Origin of the sequence: Limobrevibacterium gyesilva, assembly GCF_025989185.1 — a bacterium.
Taxonomy (GTDB): domain Bacteria; phylum Pseudomonadota; class Alphaproteobacteria; order Acetobacterales; family Acetobacteraceae; genus Limobrevibacterium; species Limobrevibacterium gyesilva.
Genome location: NZ_JAPDNT010000001.1, coordinates 659,982 through 677,688, shown reverse-complemented (window position 1 = coordinate 677,688; position 17,707 = coordinate 659,982). Strand labels below are relative to the sequence as shown.

The following is a 17,707-nucleotide window of genomic DNA, read 5'->3' as shown; positions in this document are numbered from 1 at the left end:
GTCACGCCGCGCCGCGGACAAGCTCCCAGAACTCGTCGGCCGAGTTGGTGCGCGGGAACGGCGCATCCGGCACGGCCGCGCCCAGGAACGCGCATAGCGGCGCCCAGCCTTCGGCGACATCGAACACCAGCAGCCGGTCGGCGGGGATCGCGGCCTTCACGTCCTCGGTCCGCTGCCGGTAGGCGGACAGCGCTGCCTCGCGGTCGCCCGGCGGCGCGTTGAATGTCTGCTCGGCAATGATGGCGTGGGCCATCTCCAGCACGCCGCGCACATAGGGATTGGGAACGTCCTGGCGCATCTCCAGCAGGGCCATGATCGTCTTCGCGTAGCTCGCCCACCAGCTTTCCTCCGGCCGCACCGACAGGATCACGCGGGCCTGGGGGTAGGCGGCGGCCAGTTGCCGCCAGTAATGGCTGCCCGGCCAGTCCACCATCGCGCCGTAGCCGGCGAACACCTCGTCCCAGTCCACCGCCTGCCCCGCGACCGCGGCCTGCCACAGCGGAAGCTGCGACGGCGTCTTCAGCACCTCTTCCATGTGGTGGCACGGGCCGAAGCCGAGCCGCTCCAGCGCCTGCTTCAGCGACAGCGTGCCGGTCCGGCCGAAGCCCGCGCCGATGATGGACAAGGACATTGCGGCCTCCCTTCGTTCTCGTCGGCGACAAAGTAGCGTGGCGGCCATTGCATGCAAACGACCGGCCCCGGCTATTCCCTCCGGCATGGTCCTGCTGGTAGTGCTTCCCGCCATGACAGATGGCCCTGCCCTCAGGCCGTTCCGGCCGACCCTGCCGTTGTGCCGATAGGCGGCCGCCGCGCCATGAACCCAGTGCCTCCGCGGCTGCGATTGCGCGGCATCACCAAGCACTATGGCGCCACCATCGCCAATGACGGCATCGACCTTGCGGTGCTGCCCGGCGAGATCCATGCCCTGCTGGGCGAGAACGGCGCCGGCAAGTCCACCCTGGTGAAGATCATCTACGGCGTCGCGGCGCCGGACGCGGGCGAGATCCTCTGGCAGGGAAGGGCGGTCGCCATCTCCGATCCCAATGCGGCGCGCGCCCTGGGCATCGGCATGGTGTTCCAGCACTTCTCCCTGTTCGAGACGCTGACCGTGGCGGAGAACATCGCGCTGGGACTCGGCACGCGCCAGGACATGGCGGCGCTGGCCGCGCGCCTGCGCGACGTGGCCGCCCGCTACGGCCTCGCCGTCGATCCGGGCCGCCATGTGCACCATTTGTCAGTGGGCGAGCGGCAGCGCGTGGAGATCCTGCGCTGCCTGCTGCAGGACCCGTCGCTGCTGATCATGGACGAGCCGACCTCGGTGCTGACCCCGCAGGAGACCGAGGGGCTGTTCGCCATGCTGCGCCGCCTGGCCGGCGAGGGCTGCAGCATCCTGTATATCAGCCACAAGCTGGAGGAGATCCAGGCACTGTGCCACCGCGCCACGGTGCTGCGCGCCGGACGGGTGGTGGCCGAGTGCGATCCGCGCACGGCCACCCCCGCCGCGATGGCCGAGATGATGATCGGCGGCAGCCTGCCGCAGACGCGGCGCGATCCCGGCCGGGCGCCGGCCGGCCCGCCTTGCATGGTCGTGCGCGGCCTGAGCCTGCCGTCCGATGACCCGTTCGGCACCGGGCTGCGCGATATCGCGTTCGCGCTGCGTGACGGCGAGATCCTCGGCATCGCCGGCGTCGCCGGCAACGGCCAGAAGGAGCTGCTGGCGGCCCTGTCCGGCGAGACGCTGGCCGCCCGCGCCGACGCCGTCACCATCGCCGGGCGTCCCGTCGGCCGCCTGGGTGTGGCGGCACGCCGCCGCCTGGGCCTGGCTTTCGTGCCGGAGGAACGGCTGGGCCGCGGCGCCGTCGCCGAGTTGTCGCTGGCCGAGAACGCGCTGCTGACCGCCACCGATCCCGACCTCGCGCCGCACGGCTTCATCTGCTTCGACCGGCTGCGCCGCTTCGCCGCCGATGTCATCGCGGCGTTCAAGGTCGTCGCCCCCGGGCCGGACGCGCCGGCCGGCAGCCTGTCGGGCGGCAACATGCAGAAATTCATCATCGGCCGCGAGATCGGCCATGCTCCCCGGCTGCTGCTGGCCGCCCATCCCACCTGGGGGGTCGATGTCGGCGCCGCGATGGCCATCCATCAGGCGCTGATCGACCTCGCCGCCACCGGCGTCGGCGTGCTGCTGGTGTCCGAGGACCTGGCCGAGCTGTTCCAGATCTGCGACCGCATCGCCGTGCTGCATGCCGGCCGGCTGTCGCCGCCGCGCCCGGTGGCGGAGACGACCGTCGATGCGGTCGGCCTGCTGATGGGCGGCATGATGCCGGAGGCGGCGCATGCGGCTTAGCCTCGAACCCCGCACCAGCCCCTGGCCGCTGATGTCGGCGCTGGCCCCGCTGCTGGCGGTGGCGCTGGCGACACTCGGCGCCGGCATCCTGTTCGCGCTGATGGGCCGCGACCCGCTGGCCGCGCTGCACGCGCTGTTCCTGTCCCCGCTCGACAGTGTCAACGGCCTTGCCGAGTTGGCGCTGAAGGCGACGCCGCTGCTGTTGTGCGCCATCGGCATCGCCATCGGCGTGCGCGCCAATGTCTGGAACATCGGCGCCGAGGGGCAGTTCATCATCGGCGCCATCTGCGGCGGCGGCGTCGCGCTGTATTTCGGCCCCGACGGCGGCTGGTGGCTGCTGCCGCTGATGCTGCTGGCGGGCGTCGCCGGCGGCATGGCCTGGGCCGCCGTCGCTGCGTTTCTCCGAACGCGGTTCAACGCGCACGAGATCCTGGTCACGCTGATGCTGTCCTACACCGCCGTGCAGGTCCTCGGCTGGCTGGTACACGGGCCCTGGCAGGACCCGGAGGGGTTCAACTTCCCGCAGACGCCGCTGTTCGAGCCTGGCGCGCTGCTGCCGGTGCTGATCGAAGGGACGCGGGTGAATCTGGGCGCGGTGTTCGCCCTGCTGTCGGTGCCGCTGGGCAGCCTGCTGCTTGGGCGCATGATGGTCGGCTTCCGCATCCGCGTGGTCGGGCTCGCGCCCGGGGCCGCCCGCTATGCCGGCTTCTCCGAGGCCGGGACGGTCTGGTTCTGCCTGCTGCTCAGCGGCGGGCTGGCCGGGCTTGCCGGCATCTGCGAGGTGGCCGGCCCGATCGGGCAGCTGCTGCCGGTGATCTCGCCGGGTTACGGCTTCGCCGCGATCATCGTGGCCTTCCTGGGCCGGCTGCATCCGGTGGGCATCCTGTTCGCCGCGCTGCTGATGGCGCTGCTGTATCTCGGCGGCGAGGGGCTGCAGATCTCGCAGCAGCTTCCTTTGGCCGTCACCGGCGTGATCCAGGGCATGCTGCTGTTCTTCCTGCTCGGCGCGGACGTGTTCATCGGCTACCGCGTCCGCATCGTCCCTCGGACGCCGCGCCATGCATGACGCGGCCATGCTGCTCGCCGTGCTGGTCGCCACACTGCGCGCGGCGACGCCGCTGGTGCTGGCGGGCCTGGGCGAACTGGTCGCCGAGCGCGCGGGGGTGCTGAATCTCGGGCTGGAGGGGATGATGCTGGTCGGCGCCGTCACCGGCTTCATCGCCGCGGTGGCCACCGGCAATCTCGCCTGGGGGCTGCTGGCCGCCATGCTCGCCGGAGCCGCCATGGCCGCCGCCTTCGCCTTCCTCACGCTCGGGCTGCGCGCCAACCAGGTGGCCACCGGCCTGGCGCTGACCATCTTCGGTGTCGGCTTCTCGGCCCTGGTGGGCAACAGCTACCAGAGCCAGCCGATCCAGGGCCTCGCCACCACCCTGTTCCCGGAGCTCAGCACCGCCGGGCCGCTGCTGCAGCAGGTGCTGCTGATCGACCCGCTGGTCTGGCTGTCGCTGGTGGCGCCGGTGCTGGTGCACCGCTTCCTGTACCGCAGCCGCGCCGGCCTGATCCTGCGCGCCGTCGGCGAATCGCACGACGTGGCGCACGCCTTCGGCTACCACGTCATCCGCATCCGCGTGCTGGCCACGCTGTTCGGGGGCGCGATGAGCGGGCTGGCCGGAGCCTATCTCTCGCTTGCCTATACGCCGATGTGGACCGAGAACATGGTGGCCGGCCGCGGCTGGATCGCGCTTGCTTTGGTGGTGTTCTCCACCTGGAAGCCCGGCTGGCTGGTGGTCGGCGCCTGGCTGTTCGGCTTCGTCACCATCGCCGGCTTCCAGGCCGAGGCGCTGGGCCTTTCGGTCTCGCCGCAGTTGCTGGCGACGCTGCCTTATCTGTCGACGATCATTGTGCTGGTGCTGATCTCGCGCGATAGGGTCCGCCTGAAGCTCAACGCCCCCGCGGCGCTGGGCAAGCCGTTCAACCCAGCCGCCTAGTTCCAAGGGGACATTGCCCATGTTGCTGTCACGCCGCACCCTCCTGCTCGCCCCCCCCGCCGCCGGACTGGCTGCCCGCACCGCGGCCGCGGCCGGCCCGATGAAGGTGGGCTTCGTCTATGTCTCGCCGATCGGCGACGCCGGCTGGTCGTTCCAGCACGAGCTCGGCCGCCGCGCGGTGGACGCCGCCCTGGGGTCCGCGGTGAAGACCGTCTATGTCGAGAACGTCGAGGAAGGGGCCGACGCCGAGCGGGTCATTCGCAAGCTCGCCAGCGACGGCAACGAGCTGATCTTCGCCACCTCGTTCGGCTACATGAACCCGACGCTGAAGGTGGCCCAGCAGTTCCCGAAGATCCGCTTCGAGCATGCCACCGGCTACAAGCGCGCCGCCAACGTCGCCACCTATTCCGCCCGATTCTACGAAGGCCGCTACGTCGCCGGCATGATCGCCGCGCGCATGAGCAAGACCGGCATCATGGGCGATGTCGCCGCCTTCCCGATCCCCGAAGTGGTGCAGGGCATCAACGCCTTCACGCTCGGCGCCCGCTCGGTGAACCCGAAGGCGCAGGTGAAGGTCGTCTGGACCAGCTCCTGGTTCGATCCCGGCAAGGAGCGGGCGGCGGCCGATGTCCTGATCGCCCAGGGTGCCGACGTCATCACCCATCACACCGATTCCACCGCCATCGCCCAGGTCGGCGAGGAGAAGGGCGTGTTCACCGTCGCCTACAACTCCGACATGGCGAAATACGGCCCGAAGACCTGCCTGACCGCGGTGACCCATGTCTGGGGCGATTATTATGTGGGCCGCGTGAAGGCCGCCATGGCCGGCACCTGGACCAGCGGCGACACCTGGGGCGGTTTCAAGGACGGGATGGTGAAGCTCGCGCCCTACAACGCCGCCGTGCCCGACGCGGTGCGCCAGGAGGCGGCGGCGAAGATCGCACAGATCGCCGACGGCAGCCTCAAGCCGTTCCAGGGCCCGATCATGGACCAGTCCGGCAAGCCAAAGGTCGCCGCGGGGGCCGCGATGTCCGACAAGGAGATCGCGGAGATGAAGTGGTTCGTCGAGGGCGTGCAGGGCAAGATCTGAGACGGGTCCGGGCGAAGGGACATGAAGGCGAGGGGCTTTGCCCCTCGACCCCAGTCAAGTCCGTCGCGCGCCTTCGCGCGATGCGCGGAGCCAAGAGAGTAACGGGTTTCCAAAGGCCTACGGCCTTTGGCGGGGCTATCCGGCGCGCCGCTTGCGCGACGACGGCAGAGCCCTGGTCCTTGCCCACATCCCCGAAAACCGCAGCAGCCGCCCGTCGATCGCCGCCAGTCCGAGGCCGATCAGGGCCATGCCGGCGAAGGCGCGTGGGGCGATATGCTCGCCCAGGAACATGCTGCCCAGCAGCAGCGCGCTGATCGGCAGCAGGAACGTCACCAGCAGCAGGTTGGTCGCCCCTGCGGTTGCCAGGATGCGGAAATACAGCATGTAGGCCATGGCCGTGCACAGCAGCGCGATCGCGGCGAAGGATGCCCAGGCGGCGGGGCTCGGCATCGGCAGGGTCCAGAACCGGTCGGTGAGCGCGGCCACCGGCAGCAGCAGGATGGTGCTGGCGGTGATCTGGCCGGTCGCGACCTTCAGCGGCGGAATGCCCTTGAACCGGCGGCCATAGATGCCGGCGAAGGCGTAGGAGATGGCGGCGAGCAGGCAGGCGGCCTCGCCGGCCACGTCGCCGGCACCCAGGCCGGCCAGCGCCGCCGGGCCGATCAGCACCGCGACGCCGAGGAAGCCGCACAGCACGCCGACCCCGCGCGGCCAGGTCAGCCGCTCGTTCTGCGTCAGCACATGCGCCACCAGCACGCCGAAGATCGGCGTCGTCGCATTCAGGATCGAGGCGAGGCCGCTGGAGATGTGGATCTCGCCCCAGACGATCAGGCTGAACGGGATGATGTTGTTGAGCAGCCCCATGACGGCGAAGGCCCCCCAGGGCAGCGAGCGCACCATCGGGTCCCGGCGCAGCAGCAGGAACAGGTTGAGCGCCAGGGCCGCGAACCCGACGCGCCCCAGCACCACGGTGAACGGCGGCAGCTCGTTCACCAGCACCTTGAAGAAGAAGAACGACCCGCCCCATAGCAGCGACAGTGCGAGCAGCATCGCCCATTCGCTTCCGCCCATCGCGGGAGCCTGTTGCGGCCTCATGGTGTGGTCCGATCCTGGGATGGTGGCGTCGGGCGGGACCATAGGGCCGGCCCGCGGCGCGCGCCCCCCGGATGTTGCGGCCACTGCCGAGGGGCTGCATTGCGCGGACTGCCTGCGTCGCGTGGGCGATTTGTTGGGAACCGGCCCCTGCTATAGTCGCCGGCAAACAAGCCCGAGGAAACGTCCCGTGCCCGACATCCCCTCCGCAGCCGCCGGCTCCGGCGTGAACGCCAGCGTCGCCATGCGGCTGGCGGAAGCCTTCGCCCGCCATGGCGTGACCATCGCCTTCGGGCAGAGCCTGCCCTCCGCCTTCCACCTCGCCGCCCCGCATGTCGGCATCAGCCAGGCGGTGTATCGCCAGGAGAATTCCGGCGGCGCCATGGCCGACGGCTATGCCCGCATTTCCGGCCGCGTCGGCGTCGTCACCGCGCAGAACGGGCCGGCCGCCACGCTGCTGGTGCCGCCGCTGGCGGAGGCGCTGAAGGTGTCCGTCCCCATCGTCGCGTTGGTGCAGGAAGTCACCCGCGACACCACCGACCGCAACGCCTTCCAGGAGCTGGACCACATCCGGATGTTCGAGCCGGTGGCCAAATGGGTCCGCCGCATCGACCGCGCCAGCCGGCTGGAAGACTACGTGGACATGGCCTTCACCGCGGCCGCCTCCGGCCGGCCCGGTCCCGCCGTGCTGCTGGTGCCTGTCGACCTGCTCGATGAGGCCGCCCCGCCGCCCTCGCCGCGCCGCGCCCGCCTTGGCTTCTATCCGCTCGACCGCATTGTCGCCGATCCCGCGGCGGTTGCGCGCGCCGCCGCGATGCTGGCGCAGGCGAAGCATCCGCTGGTGGTCGCCGGCGGCGGCGTGCACCTGTCCGGCGCGGCCGCGCAGCTCGCGGCCTTGCAGGAGGCCGCCCATCTGCCGGTCGCCACCACGGTCATGGGCAAGGGCGCGGTGGATGAGACCCACCCGTTGAGCCTTGGGATCGTCGGCTATTTCATGGGCCCGGGCAGCCGCACCCACGCCCTGAAGCCGATGGTGGACCGCGCCGACGTCGTGCTGCTGATCGGCAACCGCACCAACCAGAACGGCACCGACAGCTGGAAGCTGTTCCCCGGCGATGCGCGCTTCATCCATCTCGACATGGATTCCATGGAGGTCGGCCGGAACTACGAGGCGGAGCGGCTGGTGGGCGATGCCAAGGTGACGCTGGCTGCCCTGAACTCTGCCATGGCCGCGCAGGACCTGTCCGCCCGTGCGGCCGCCCGCCCGGCGCTGGCGCGCGAGATTGCGGCCGGCCTCGCCGCCTGGCGCAAGCTGGTCGCCAATGTCAGCACCCGCGACGGCGGCCCGGTGCGCCCCGAGCGCGTCATGGCCGAGCTCGACCGCCGCCTGCAGCCGGATGACATCGTGGTGGCCGATGCCAGCTATTCGTCCATCTGGATCGGCAACTACCTGACCGCACGGCGTGCCGGCGCCCGCTTCCTCACCCCGCGCGGCCTGGCCGGTCTTGGCTGGGGCCTGCCGCTCGCGATCGGCGCGAAGCTGGCCGCGCCCGACCGCCGCGTGGTGTGCGTCGCCGGCGACGGCGGCTTCGCCCATACCTGGGCGGAGCTGGAGACCCTGCGCCGGCTTGCCTTGCCCGTCGTGCAGATCGTGCTGAACAACACCATCCTCGGCTACCAGAAGCACGCCGAGGACGCGAAGTTCGGCGAGCACACCATCGCCTGCGATTTCACCGACGTGGACCATGCCGCCATCGCCCGGGCCTGCGGCGTGCATGGCGTGCAGGTGCGGCGGGGCGAGGACGTGGCGGCCGCGCTCGATGCGGCGTTGGCGTTGAACGCGCCCGCGCTGATCGACGTCATCACCGACCCGGACGCGAAGCCGCCGATCACCGTCTTCGCCGGCCGCTTCCCGGAACCGTTCTGACATGCTGGCCCTGCGCAAGACGAAGCCGGGCTTCGGGCTGGAGCTGGTCGAAGCCCCGGAGCCGTTGCCGCCAGGGCCTGGGCAGGTGGTCGTGCAGGTCGAGGCGGCGGGCATCTGCGGCTCCGACGTGCATGCCTATGAGTGGACCGACGGCTACGGCTTCATGGTTGCGCATCTGCCGTTGACCATGGGCCACGAATTCGCCGGAAGGATCCTGGCCGCCGGGCCGGGCGCCATGCTGGTCGAGGGCACCAAGGTCGCGGTCATGCCGTCGGCCGCCTGCGGCGTTTGCCCCGCCTGCCGGCGCGACGACGCCCGCAACTGCGAGCGCAAGGCCGTCCATGGGCTCACTGCCGATGGCGGCTTCGCGGCCCGCGTGAACCTGCCCGCCGCCTGCTGCCTGCCCTTGCCGGACGGCGTGGACACCGACCTCGCCGCGCTGACCGAACCGCTGGGCGTCGGTGCGGAGGCGGTCCTGACGGCCGGCGTCACCCTGGGCGATACGGTGCTGGTGCTTGGCCCCGGCACCATCGGCCAGGGCATCGCGTTGATGGCCCGCGCGGCCGGCGCCAGCCGCGTGCTGGTCGCCGGCCGCGCGGACATCCCCCGCTTCGACGTGCTGCGCCGGCTCGGCTTCGCCGAGCTGCTCGACGTCGCCGCGGCGCCGCTCAAGGACCTGGTGCTGGCCGCCACCAAGGGCCGCCCGGTCGATGTGGTGCTGGAGGCGACAGGATCCCCGCCCAGCGTCAACGAGGGCCTGTCGGTGCTGAAGCGCGGCGGCGTGCTGGTGGTGGCTGGCATCCATCCGGGGCCGCTGAGCCTGCCGCTGACCGATTTCGTCCGCATGCGCCACCAGCTTCGTGCCAGCCACGGCAGCGCGCGCGCCACCTGGGACCGGGTGCTGGCGCTGATGGCCCGCGATCCGGAGGCATACCGGCCGATGATCACGCACCGCCTGCCGCTGGACCGCGGTCTGGAAGGTTTCGAACTCGCCCGCCAGCGCGCCGCCTCGAAAGTGATCCTCCGCCCGTAAGCGGCGCGTCGGTCAGGTCCATTCGTCCTGGGCTGCGGCGATGAAGTCGAAGCCTATGTTGGCTTTGATCATGGCGAAGGTTCCGGTTGCACCGTTCATCAGCAACGGGAACGTCTTCATGGCCAGTTCCCGGCCCGCCGCGCTGTCGGATGGATAATGCAGGCCCAGCACTTCGCGGTTGCGTGCGATTCGTTCCGCCAACCGGAACAGCGGGCCGGTCGGCAGCCCGTCCGTATCCAGGATCGGATTCGCTGTCGCCGGGTCAATCGCCTCCCATGCCGCCTGCGGCATCACCTGGGCAAGACACATCGCGATCAAATGGCTCTGCGTCGAATGCCCGCTCGGGTAGGACGCGTGCCCCGGCACCTCGATCGGCGGCATCAGCTTGGGTGACAGGCGTGACGGGCGCGGCCGGTTGAACAGTGCCTTGTGGCGCATGGCCATGAACAGCCCCACCACTTCCGCGACCTTCGCCAGCCCTTGCGTGTAGGGATGCGATTGCTCCGTGTAGCTGAGCACGCCGCCGAAATAGCCATGCATGGTGTCGTTCTGCGCCAGCGCCTCGTTCATCACGCCTTCACGATATTCGATGAGCGCCACAAGCTCGTCGAGTTCGCCTGCGACGCCCGCGGCATTCGGAATCGGATTCAGGTTCAGGACGATCGCGCTCCAGTTCTGCGTCCGCGCGAACTCGGCCAGCACGGCGATCGCGTAGTAGTAGGCGGTCCACGGGCTGTTCAGGAAATTGCGCTTCGGATTGCTGGTGGCCGGCGGGTCGGCATTGCGCCAGTCCCCCGCAAAGTCTGCGGGATCCGGCCCCACATCGGACGGCGGCCAGTCGTTGCCACGCCAGAGCGGCTCGGTTCCGACCTTGGCCAGCGCCGGCGAGGTGCCGATGGGCCGCTTCAGCGGCCCGCCTGTCAGGATGACGCCGGCGCTGGCGTCCGCGCCGCCAGTGCCCCCGGTGCCCCCGGTGCCGCCGGTTCCGCCCGTCCCGCCGGTGCCTGCCGAACCGATCCCCATGGCGTGCCTCCTTGCATTGTTGCGGTTCCGGCGACTGCGGCGCCGCCGCCGTGCCCTATTGCGGCAGCCCCGCCCGGCGCAGCCGCTCGACGTGCTGCGCCCGGATGTGCGGATGACGAAACGGATGTCGGGTCTTCTCCCATTCGCCGATGCGAAAGTCCGGTTCGAGCTTCATCAGATCCGTCGCCACATCGCGCGCTTCGTCGAGCCGCCCGGCAGCCACCAGGGATGCAATGAGGATGCGGAGATTTGCGGTGAACGCCGGGTTCTCCCGCTGCGACAGCCGCCCCCACTTGACTGCCTCCTCATAGGCGCCGTTCACGTAATGCGCGATGCACAGGATGTTGTGCGTCAGGAAAAGCGACTGGTCGAACGGCGACAGCCGCAGGCCGTGCTCGGCCCGCCGCACCGCTTCCTCGCCATGGCCGAGATAGGCCTGCGTGACGCTCGACAGAAGCCACGCCAGCGAACTGTTCGGGCAGGCCGACAATGCCTGGTCGAGATATATCATGGCGATATCGCAATCATGAAACAGAAACGACTTCACGTGTCCGTAAATCGCCAGTGCGAGCGCGTTCTGCCGGTCCAGCTCGATCGCGCGCGCCGCCATCGCGCCGGCCTGGGCGATGTCGTCATCCGGATGGTCCGACCAGCCTTGCCCGACAAGCAGAAGGTGCCACCAGGCGAGCCACGCGAAGGGCATGGCGAAATACTGGTCTTCGGCCATCGCCTTTGTCAGGAACACGCGCGCCTGCGGAAAGGTGGCGTGGTCCAGGCTGTTGAGGACGTGCAATCCGCGCAGGGTGTAGTCATAGGCGGTGAAGCTTTCCGGCCGCTTGCGCAGCGCCGCGCGCAACTCCGCCGCGCGCACGTTCGGCGCGATGCCGGCCACGATCTTCCAGACGATCCGGTCCTGGACATCGAACAATTCGCCAGGCGGCACCTCGGTTGTCTCGCCCCACAGGCTGGCGCCGCTGGTGGCATCGCAGAGCTGCACGGATACGCGGATCAGGCGCGGCGACCGGCGGACGCTGCCCATCAGCACGTAGCGAACACCCAGCGCGCGCCCGGCCTCGCGCGGATCGGGCTGTCGCCCCTGGTAGGTCAGCGTCGATGCGCGCGAAATGACCAGCAGCTCGCCAAGACCCGCCAGCGAGACAACGATGTCCTCGACAATGCCTTCGGCGAAATAGGCGTCGGCGGGATCGCCGCCGAGATTCTGCAGCGGCAGCACCGCGATCGACGGCAGCGGCCCTTGCCGGGCGCCGACCGGATGGGCGGCCGCCGGAACGTCGGCGCCGAGCGCGTAGGCCCGCACCGGCTTTTCGAAATTCTTCAGATACTGATAGCCGAGATCGCGGGCGCCGGCGCCGGCGGTTCCGCGCACCAGGTCGTACACCGCCTCGGACAGCACGATGCCGCCCGGCTTGGCGAACTCCTGCAGCCGTGCGGCGACATTGACGCCGTCGCCATAGATGTCGCCGTGATCGCTCACGATGTCGCCGACATGGACGGCGATGCGCAGCGCGATCGGCGGCGCGTCGTCTGCCGCATCATCGGGGACCGCGTTCACGGATCTTTGCACATCCTGCGCCCATTCGACCGCGTCGAGCGCGCTTGCGAATTCGGCGAGGATGCCATCTCCGGTCAATTTCACCACGATTCCGTGATGCCGCTGCGCCTTCGGCCGGATGACATCCTTGAGGATCTTCATCCAGGCGGCGTGCGTCCGCTTCTCGTCCGTCGCCATCAGGATCGAGTAGCCGACGATATCGGCGAACGCGACCGCCGCGAGCCGGCGCCTGCCGCGGGTCGCCTCGCCGGAGCCTGCGCGGGCGGCCATCACGCGCGCCTATGCCGGCGATGGCGCGAACGCGTGATGGCGCAACGATATTCCATTGTGCTATTGCCTGCCGTGACGTTTTGGCGACCCGATGCAGCATCCGCCGGGATATTCGGCGCGACCTGGGGAGCAGGATCCGTGGTGATCACGCACGTCATCAGGCAAATCATTGTCTTGACCGCCTCGCCGGACCTGCTGGCAGCCTATCAGGACCCGGGCCGGGTACGTGAGTACCTGCAGCCTGCCTTCGACGCGTTCAACAGAAAACACGGCGAGTCGATTGCGCTCACGGACATTGCGGCGTTGCCGTCCGACTGGGAGTTCAGCGCCGCCGACGGCCCGTACGAGCAGGTGGCGGTCGACAAGCTCGTCGTCTCCGTCCTGCTCGGCATCGGCCTGGATCGCGCATTCAGCAAGGACCTGATGATCAGTCTTGCGGGATTCCTGACGGAGCAGCTCTCGGGCTTCGTCGGCATGGGCGTGGACATTCCGTTCGCGCTCGCGGAGCACTGGTGCCCGGGCCAGCCGATGCCCGCGCTGTTCTCCAACAGGCGTGCGGCGGGAGAGCTGATCGGCAAGGGCGCGCTCGCGCGCCATGGCTTCACTGGCCACGGCGTCAACGTCGTGGTGGTCGACCAGGGCGTGGACGCCAGCGTCATCGCGAACTTCGCCGGCGGCTGGAGAACCCGCACGACGGGCAGCCCGGCGCCCGGACAGGGCAGGCAGCCTCATGCCGCAATGATGGTGCGCAATATTCTCGATATAGCGCCGAAGGCCCGGATTTTCGACTGCCCGCTGATACCGCCGAGTGTTCCGGGCCTGCCGCCCAGCATTCCCGATATCGAGGTCTTTCTCGGCGACGCGCTCGCCGTGTGGCTGAAGATGCTCCGCGACATCGCGCATTTCCGCGCGCACGGCCGGTTTCCCGGCCCATGGGTGTTCGTGAATGCCTGGGCGATCTATGACCGCAGGACGGAAATCCCGCCGGAAAGCTATAGCGACAACCCGGCCCACCCGTTCAACCTCGCGGTAGGCGATGCCGCCGGTGCCGGGATCGATGTCGTCTTCTGCGCCGGCAATTGCGGGCCGTTCTGCCCGGACCTGCGCTGCGGCATCAACGATCGCGGCCCCGGGCGCAGCATCCTCGGCGCCAATTCGCATCCGCGTGTGCTTACGGTCGGCGCCGTTCGCTGCGACACCACGTGGCTCGGCTATTCGTCCCAGGGACCGGGCCAGCCGAACCTCGATGTCGACAAGCCGGATTTGTGCGCGCCGAGCGAGTTCCGCGAAGACCATGACGCGCATACGGGCAACAGCGGGACGTCGGCCGCCTCGGGCCTGGCGGCCGGCGTGGTGGCGGCCCTGCGCAGCCGGGTCGATCCCGTGACCTGGCCGCCCGTTCACCTGAAGCAGTTGCTTCTCGACACCGCGCGGAAGACCGAGACCTCCGGCCGGGACGACCGGGTCGGCTATGGCATCATCGATGCCGCGGCGGCGGTGCGGGCGCTGGCCCTCCCGCCACCGTGAGCGCGCCGTCGCGCATCGCGTCACAAATATTGCCGCAGCGCACCGAGATCGACGACCGTGATGTCGCGGCCGGAGAGGCGTACGCAGCCGGCGTCACGGAAATGTGCAAGGTGCTTGTTGATGCTCTCGCGGGTCAGCCCGGTGAGTGCCCCGAGTTCCTGCTGCGACAGCCGCAGGCCGATGCACAGGCCATCCGGGTCGGCGCGCGCGTGCAGCGACGCCAGATGGATCAACGCCTTGGCCAGGCGGGCCGGTGCCGGCAGGTCGACGGCATCGGTCATCTGTGCGGTCGTGGCGCTGAGTCGTTCGCTGAGCAGCCGGATCACCGCGAGCATCGCCTGCGGCGTCTTTGCCAGCGCCTGCGTGAGCATCCGCCCATCGATCGACAGCAGCCGGCATGGCGAGAGGGCGACGGCACTGGCCGCCCGCGCCCAGCCGTTCAGCACGGCCAGTTCGCCGAACACGTTGCCGGGGCCCGCGACATTCAGGATAACCTCGCGCCCGCTGGGTGTCGTCGAAGCCAGTTTCACGAAGCCTTGAAGTACCACGTACAGCGCCCGCCCCTCGTCACCCTCGGCGAACAGCGGCTCGCGCGCTTCCAATGTCAGGACCGCGGACCGGCGAACCAGGACGCGCCGCTCCTCAGGCGGAAGGCTGCCCAGGATCGGGTTCTTTCCGATCAGGCCATGGACAGCTTCATCGAGATCGCCTGCCGGCGCCGAACGTGCCATCGCACCGCCCACGGTTTCGGGGACAAGGCGCCGCAGCCTAGAGCATCCGCGGGCGCGGTGGAATCGCCGGCTGGCGCGTGAAGAAGGGGCTGATCCGCATGGATCAGCCCCTCCCAACATGCGTCATCGCCATTGTGCCACCGTTGTCGTTGGGCGCCGTGGCCGGCGGGCGTTACCGCGTTTGGTGCCAGCGCGTCCCATCCTCGGGCTTGACCGTCAGGGGGGCTGCCAGAGCGCCGCAGACGACGGCAACCAGCAAGGCAACGAGTGCGACGAGGAGTGTTGCCAGCATTGCCGTCCTCCTGGTTGTTGTCCTCGGTGTGCCGGGAATCCCCGCGGCGGGATCGTGTCGTCAGGCCATCAGCTTGTCGGTGATCGTCTCGGCGCCGGCGAACTGCTTGTTCGTGCCATAGGTCGGCGTCTCGGCACCGGCGAACTGCTTGTTCGTGCCGTAGGTCGGCGTCTCGGCGCCGGCGAACTGCTTGCTCGTGCCGTAGGTCGGCGTCTCAGCACCGGCGTACCGCATCGTGCCGCCCTCGCCACCGCCGTCGCGCTCGCCGAACCGGCTGATGTCGCCTCGGCCGCCATTGGCGCCCTCGGCGAACCGCAGGGTGCCGCCCTCGCCGCCGCCGTCGCGCTCGCCGAACCGCAGGGTGCCACCCTCGCCGCCGCCGTCACGCTCGGCCAGCACCGCCGTTCCCGCGCCCTGTCCCGTGATGCGCGTGGCGGCACCAGCGCCAACGACCAGAACCGGAGCCACTGCAAGACCCAGGGCGGCAACCGTCGCCAACAGTTTCGCGTTCATCGGATTCTCCATTGCTTGTCCGCGCTGAGCGGACTGTGTTCGGGTTTGTCCGGCTTCAGGAGGCTTCACGATGTCGCCGAAATCCGCCTGCCTGATGGGGTGCAAAATGCCGCCGCGCGCCAACGCGCGCAGTGAACGCATTCACAGGAGGAAGAAAATTCGCCGCCGCAGTTACGACCGCGGTATCACTCCGCCGCGATCGGCAGCTCCGCGGCCATCGCCCGCACCCACACGGCGGTGTCGTGGAACACCGCCCCGCCCAATGGCGGCGCGGGGTCGTCGCTGGTCAGCGCATTGATGCCGATGCCGCCTTCGAAGGCGGCATGCGGCCAGACGCTCTCCACCACCACCACGCCGGGCTGCAGCCCGTCGAACAGCTTCGCGTGCACGATCACCTCTCCCTGCGCATTGCCCAGGTACAATTTCGCGCCGTCGACAACCCCCAGCCGCGCGGCGTCCTGCGGATGCAGCAGCGCGGTCGGCCGCCCTTCGCGTTGGCGCGAGGTCGCGGTCTCGGTGAAGCTGGTGTTGAGGAACTGCCGCGCCGGCGCCGCCACCAGGCGGAACGGCCGGTCCGGCGTGCTCTCGTCGATGATCGCGAAGTGGTCCGGCAGGCTGGGCATGCCCTGGTGGTTCGGGCCGATGCGGCTCCAGTCCGCGGCGAGGTGGAATTTCCCGTCCGGGTGGCCGAAGCCGTTCAGGAAGTGGCTGTCCGCGAAGCTGGGCTGCGCATCCACCCAGCGCTGCGCCAGCACCGTCTGCGCATCCGGCCAGCCGGACGCACGCAGCGTTGCGTCGATCACCTCCATCGCCGTCATGTCGAAGCCGGCATGCTGCGCCCCCAGCCGCTGCGCCAGCCCCTGCAGCACTTCGTGGTTGGAGCGGCATTCGCCCGGCGGCTCGATCAGCTTCGGCCCGATCTGGATGTGGCTGTGCCCGCCGGCCTGGTAGAGGTCGTCATGCTCCATGAACATCGTCGCCGGCAGCACGATGTCGGCCATCAGCGCCGTCTCGGTCATGAACTGCTCGTGCACGCAGGTGAACAGGTCCTGGCGCAGGAAGCCGCGCCGCACCGTGTTGCTGTTCGGCGCCACCGTCACCGGGTTCACGTTCTGGATCAGCAGGGCGTGCACCTGGGGGCCGTCGCCCAGCTCGCGCCGGTCGCCGGTCAGCACCGCGCCGATCCGGCTCATGTCCATCACCCGCACGGACATGTCGCGCGCGTCGAGCCCCTCGATCAGCGTCTTGTTCCAGTGATAGATGCCGCGGTTGTTCCAGAACGCGCCCGCGCCCGGATGCTTCCATTTGCCGGTCACCGTCGGCAGGCAGGTCACCGCGTGCAGGTTGGCCGCACCGTTGCGCATGCGCGAGAAGCCGTAGCCGGCGCGGATATAGGCGCGCTCGGTCGTGCAGTACTGGCGCGCGAAGGCCTCGATCTGGTCCACGTCCAGGCCGGTAATGGCGCTCGCCCACGCCGGCCCGCGGCTGGCCAGATGCGCCTCCAGCGCGTCGGGCGCGTCGGCGTACTGCGCCATGTAGGCGCGGTCGGCATGGCCGTCTCGGAAGGCGACGTGCATCACCGCGCAGGCCAGCGCCCCGTCGGTGCCCGGGCGCAGCGCCAGGTGCATGTCGGCGGCCTGGGCGGTCCCGGTGCGATAGGGATCGACCACGATCAGCTTCGCCCCGCGCGCCTTGCGGGCCTTGGCGATGTGCGTCATCACGTTGACCTGGGTGTTCACGGGGTTGCCGCCCCACATCACGATCAGGTCGGACTGCGCCATCTCCCGCGGGTCCGGCCCGGTGAACCGCCCGGCGCCGGCCATCCAGCCGGCCTCGCACACCATCGAGCAGATGCTGGTGTGCTGGCGCGAGTAGCGCATGACGTGGCGCAGCCGGTTGATGCCGTCGCGCTGCACCAGCCCCATGGTGCCGGCGAAATAATAGGGCCACACCGCCTCGGCGCCATGCCGGGCCGCAGCTTCGGTGAACGCACCGGCGACGCGGTCCAGCGCCTCGTCCCAGCCGATCTCGCGGAACTGGCTGCTGCCCTTCGGACCCGTGCGCAGCAGCGGCCGCGTCACCCGGCCGGCGTGGTGGATGCGCTCGGCATAGCGCGCGACCTTGGCGCAGACCACCCCGTCGGTATAGCTGTTGGCGGCGGCCCCGCGCACGGCGCCGATGCGCGTGCCGTCGATCACTTCCACTTCAAGCGCGCAGGTCGAGGGGCAGTCGTGCGGGCAGACCGAGGAGCGGATGGCGCTGGCCATGGCGGGGGCCTTTCGGACGGGGCAGCGCAGCCTGATA

Annotated in this window: 14 protein-coding genes; 7 read left to right on the top strand and 7 right to left on the bottom strand. The window is 69.7% G+C overall.

The window, feature by feature from the left end:
- Nucleotide 1 precedes the first annotated feature (1 nt).
- On the bottom strand, nucleotides 2-631 hold the full coding sequence (locus OL599_RS03280; RefSeq protein ID WP_264712170.1) for a sulfotransferase family protein: 630 nt from the start codon (nucleotides 629-631) through the stop codon (nucleotides 2-4).
- 183 nt (nucleotides 632-814) lie between these two features.
- Here OL599_RS03280 and OL599_RS03275 point away from each other — a divergent pair, with 183 nt between their 5' ends.
- Genes OL599_RS03275 through OL599_RS03260 form a run of 4 tightly spaced genes read left to right on the top strand, consistent with a single transcriptional unit; the run spans nucleotide 815 to nucleotide 5,422 of the window.
- On the top strand, nucleotides 815-2,344 hold the full coding sequence (locus OL599_RS03275; RefSeq protein WP_264712169.1) for an ABC transporter ATP-binding protein: 1,530 nt from the start codon (nucleotides 815-817) through the stop codon (nucleotides 2,342-2,344).
- Nucleotides 2,334-3,410 (top strand): ABC transporter permease, encoded by a 1,077-nt coding sequence (locus tag OL599_RS03270; RefSeq protein WP_264712168.1) that lies wholly within the window; start codon nucleotides 2,334-2,336, stop codon nucleotides 3,408-3,410. The genes OL599_RS03275 and OL599_RS03270 overlap by 11 nt, the downstream gene beginning before the upstream one ends.
- Nucleotides 3,403-4,332, top strand: coding sequence for an ABC transporter permease (locus OL599_RS03265; protein WP_264712167.1), 930 nt, complete (start codon nucleotides 3,403-3,405; stop codon nucleotides 4,330-4,332). The genes OL599_RS03270 and OL599_RS03265 overlap by 8 nt, the downstream gene beginning before the upstream one ends.
- Nucleotides 4,333-4,351: 19 nt before the next feature.
- A complete protein-coding gene (locus tag OL599_RS03260) occupies nucleotides 4,352-5,422 on the top strand; it encodes a BMP family ABC transporter substrate-binding protein (RefSeq protein ID WP_264712166.1) in 1,071 nt (356 codons plus the stop codon).
- Between the two features lie 135 nt (nucleotides 5,423-5,557).
- On the opposite strand, the gene OL599_RS03255 is transcribed toward OL599_RS03260, so the two are convergent.
- Nucleotides 5,558-6,517 (bottom strand): DMT family transporter, encoded by a 960-nt coding sequence (locus OL599_RS03255; RefSeq protein WP_264712165.1) that lies wholly within the window; start codon nucleotides 6,515-6,517, stop codon nucleotides 5,558-5,560.
- A gap of 187 nt (nucleotides 6,518-6,704) precedes the next feature.
- Between OL599_RS03255 and OL599_RS03250 the strand changes: the two genes are divergently transcribed.
- Together OL599_RS03250 and OL599_RS03245 are read left to right on the top strand one after the other, a co-directional pair.
- On the top strand, nucleotides 6,705-8,441 hold the full coding sequence (locus OL599_RS03250) for an acetolactate synthase catalytic subunit (protein WP_264712164.1): 1,737 nt from the start codon (nucleotides 6,705-6,707) through the stop codon (nucleotides 8,439-8,441).
- Between the two features lies 1 nt (nucleotide 8,442).
- The gene (locus tag OL599_RS03245; protein WP_264712163.1) at nucleotides 8,443-9,474 is read left to right on the top strand and encodes a zinc-dependent alcohol dehydrogenase; all 1,032 of its coding nucleotides are present in this window, start codon (nucleotides 8,443-8,445) and stop codon (nucleotides 9,472-9,474) included.
- A gap of 12 nt (nucleotides 9,475-9,486) precedes the next feature.
- Here OL599_RS03245 and OL599_RS03240 read toward each other — a convergent pair whose 3' ends face one another.
- Both OL599_RS03240 and OL599_RS03235 read right to left on the bottom strand, forming a co-directional pair.
- Nucleotides 9,487-10,497, bottom strand: a complete 1,011-nt coding sequence (locus OL599_RS03240; protein WP_264712162.1) for a phosphatase PAP2 family protein — start codon at nucleotides 10,495-10,497, stop codon at nucleotides 9,487-9,489.
- A gap of 55 nt (nucleotides 10,498-10,552) precedes the next feature.
- The gene (locus OL599_RS03235; RefSeq protein WP_264712161.1) at nucleotides 10,553-12,247 is read right to left on the bottom strand and encodes an adenylate/guanylate cyclase domain-containing protein; all 1,695 of its coding nucleotides are present in this window, start codon (nucleotides 12,245-12,247) and stop codon (nucleotides 10,553-10,555) included.
- On the opposite strand from OL599_RS03235, the gene OL599_RS25985 reads away from it, so the two are divergent.
- On the top strand, nucleotides 12,167-13,867 hold the full coding sequence (locus OL599_RS25985) for a S8 family serine peptidase (RefSeq protein ID WP_347403178.1): 1,701 nt from the start codon (nucleotides 12,167-12,169) through the stop codon (nucleotides 13,865-13,867). The two genes, OL599_RS03235 and OL599_RS25985, sit on opposite strands and share 81 nt — an antisense overlap.
- A gap of 20 nt (nucleotides 13,868-13,887) precedes the next feature.
- On the opposite strand, the gene OL599_RS03225 is transcribed toward OL599_RS25985, so the two are convergent.
- The 3 genes from OL599_RS03225 to OL599_RS03215 form a co-directional block, all read right to left on the bottom strand.
- Nucleotides 13,888-14,598 carry a Crp/Fnr family transcriptional regulator gene (locus tag OL599_RS03225; protein ID WP_264712160.1) on the bottom strand — a complete coding sequence of 237 codons (711 nt, stop codon included), beginning with the start codon at nucleotides 14,596-14,598 and terminating at the stop codon, nucleotides 13,888-13,890.
- A 352-nt stretch (nucleotides 14,599-14,950) separates the two neighbouring features.
- Nucleotides 14,951-15,544: a hypothetical protein gene (locus OL599_RS03220; protein WP_264712159.1), complete on the bottom strand. Its 594-nt coding sequence runs from the start codon at nucleotides 15,542-15,544 to the stop codon at nucleotides 14,951-14,953.
- A 44-nt stretch (nucleotides 15,545-15,588) separates the two neighbouring features.
- Complete coding sequence (locus OL599_RS03215; RefSeq protein ID WP_264712158.1) at nucleotides 15,589-17,670, bottom strand: molybdopterin-containing oxidoreductase family protein; 2,082 nt, start codon at nucleotides 17,668-17,670, stop codon at nucleotides 15,589-15,591.
- Nucleotides 17,671-17,707: the final 37 nt, after the last annotated feature.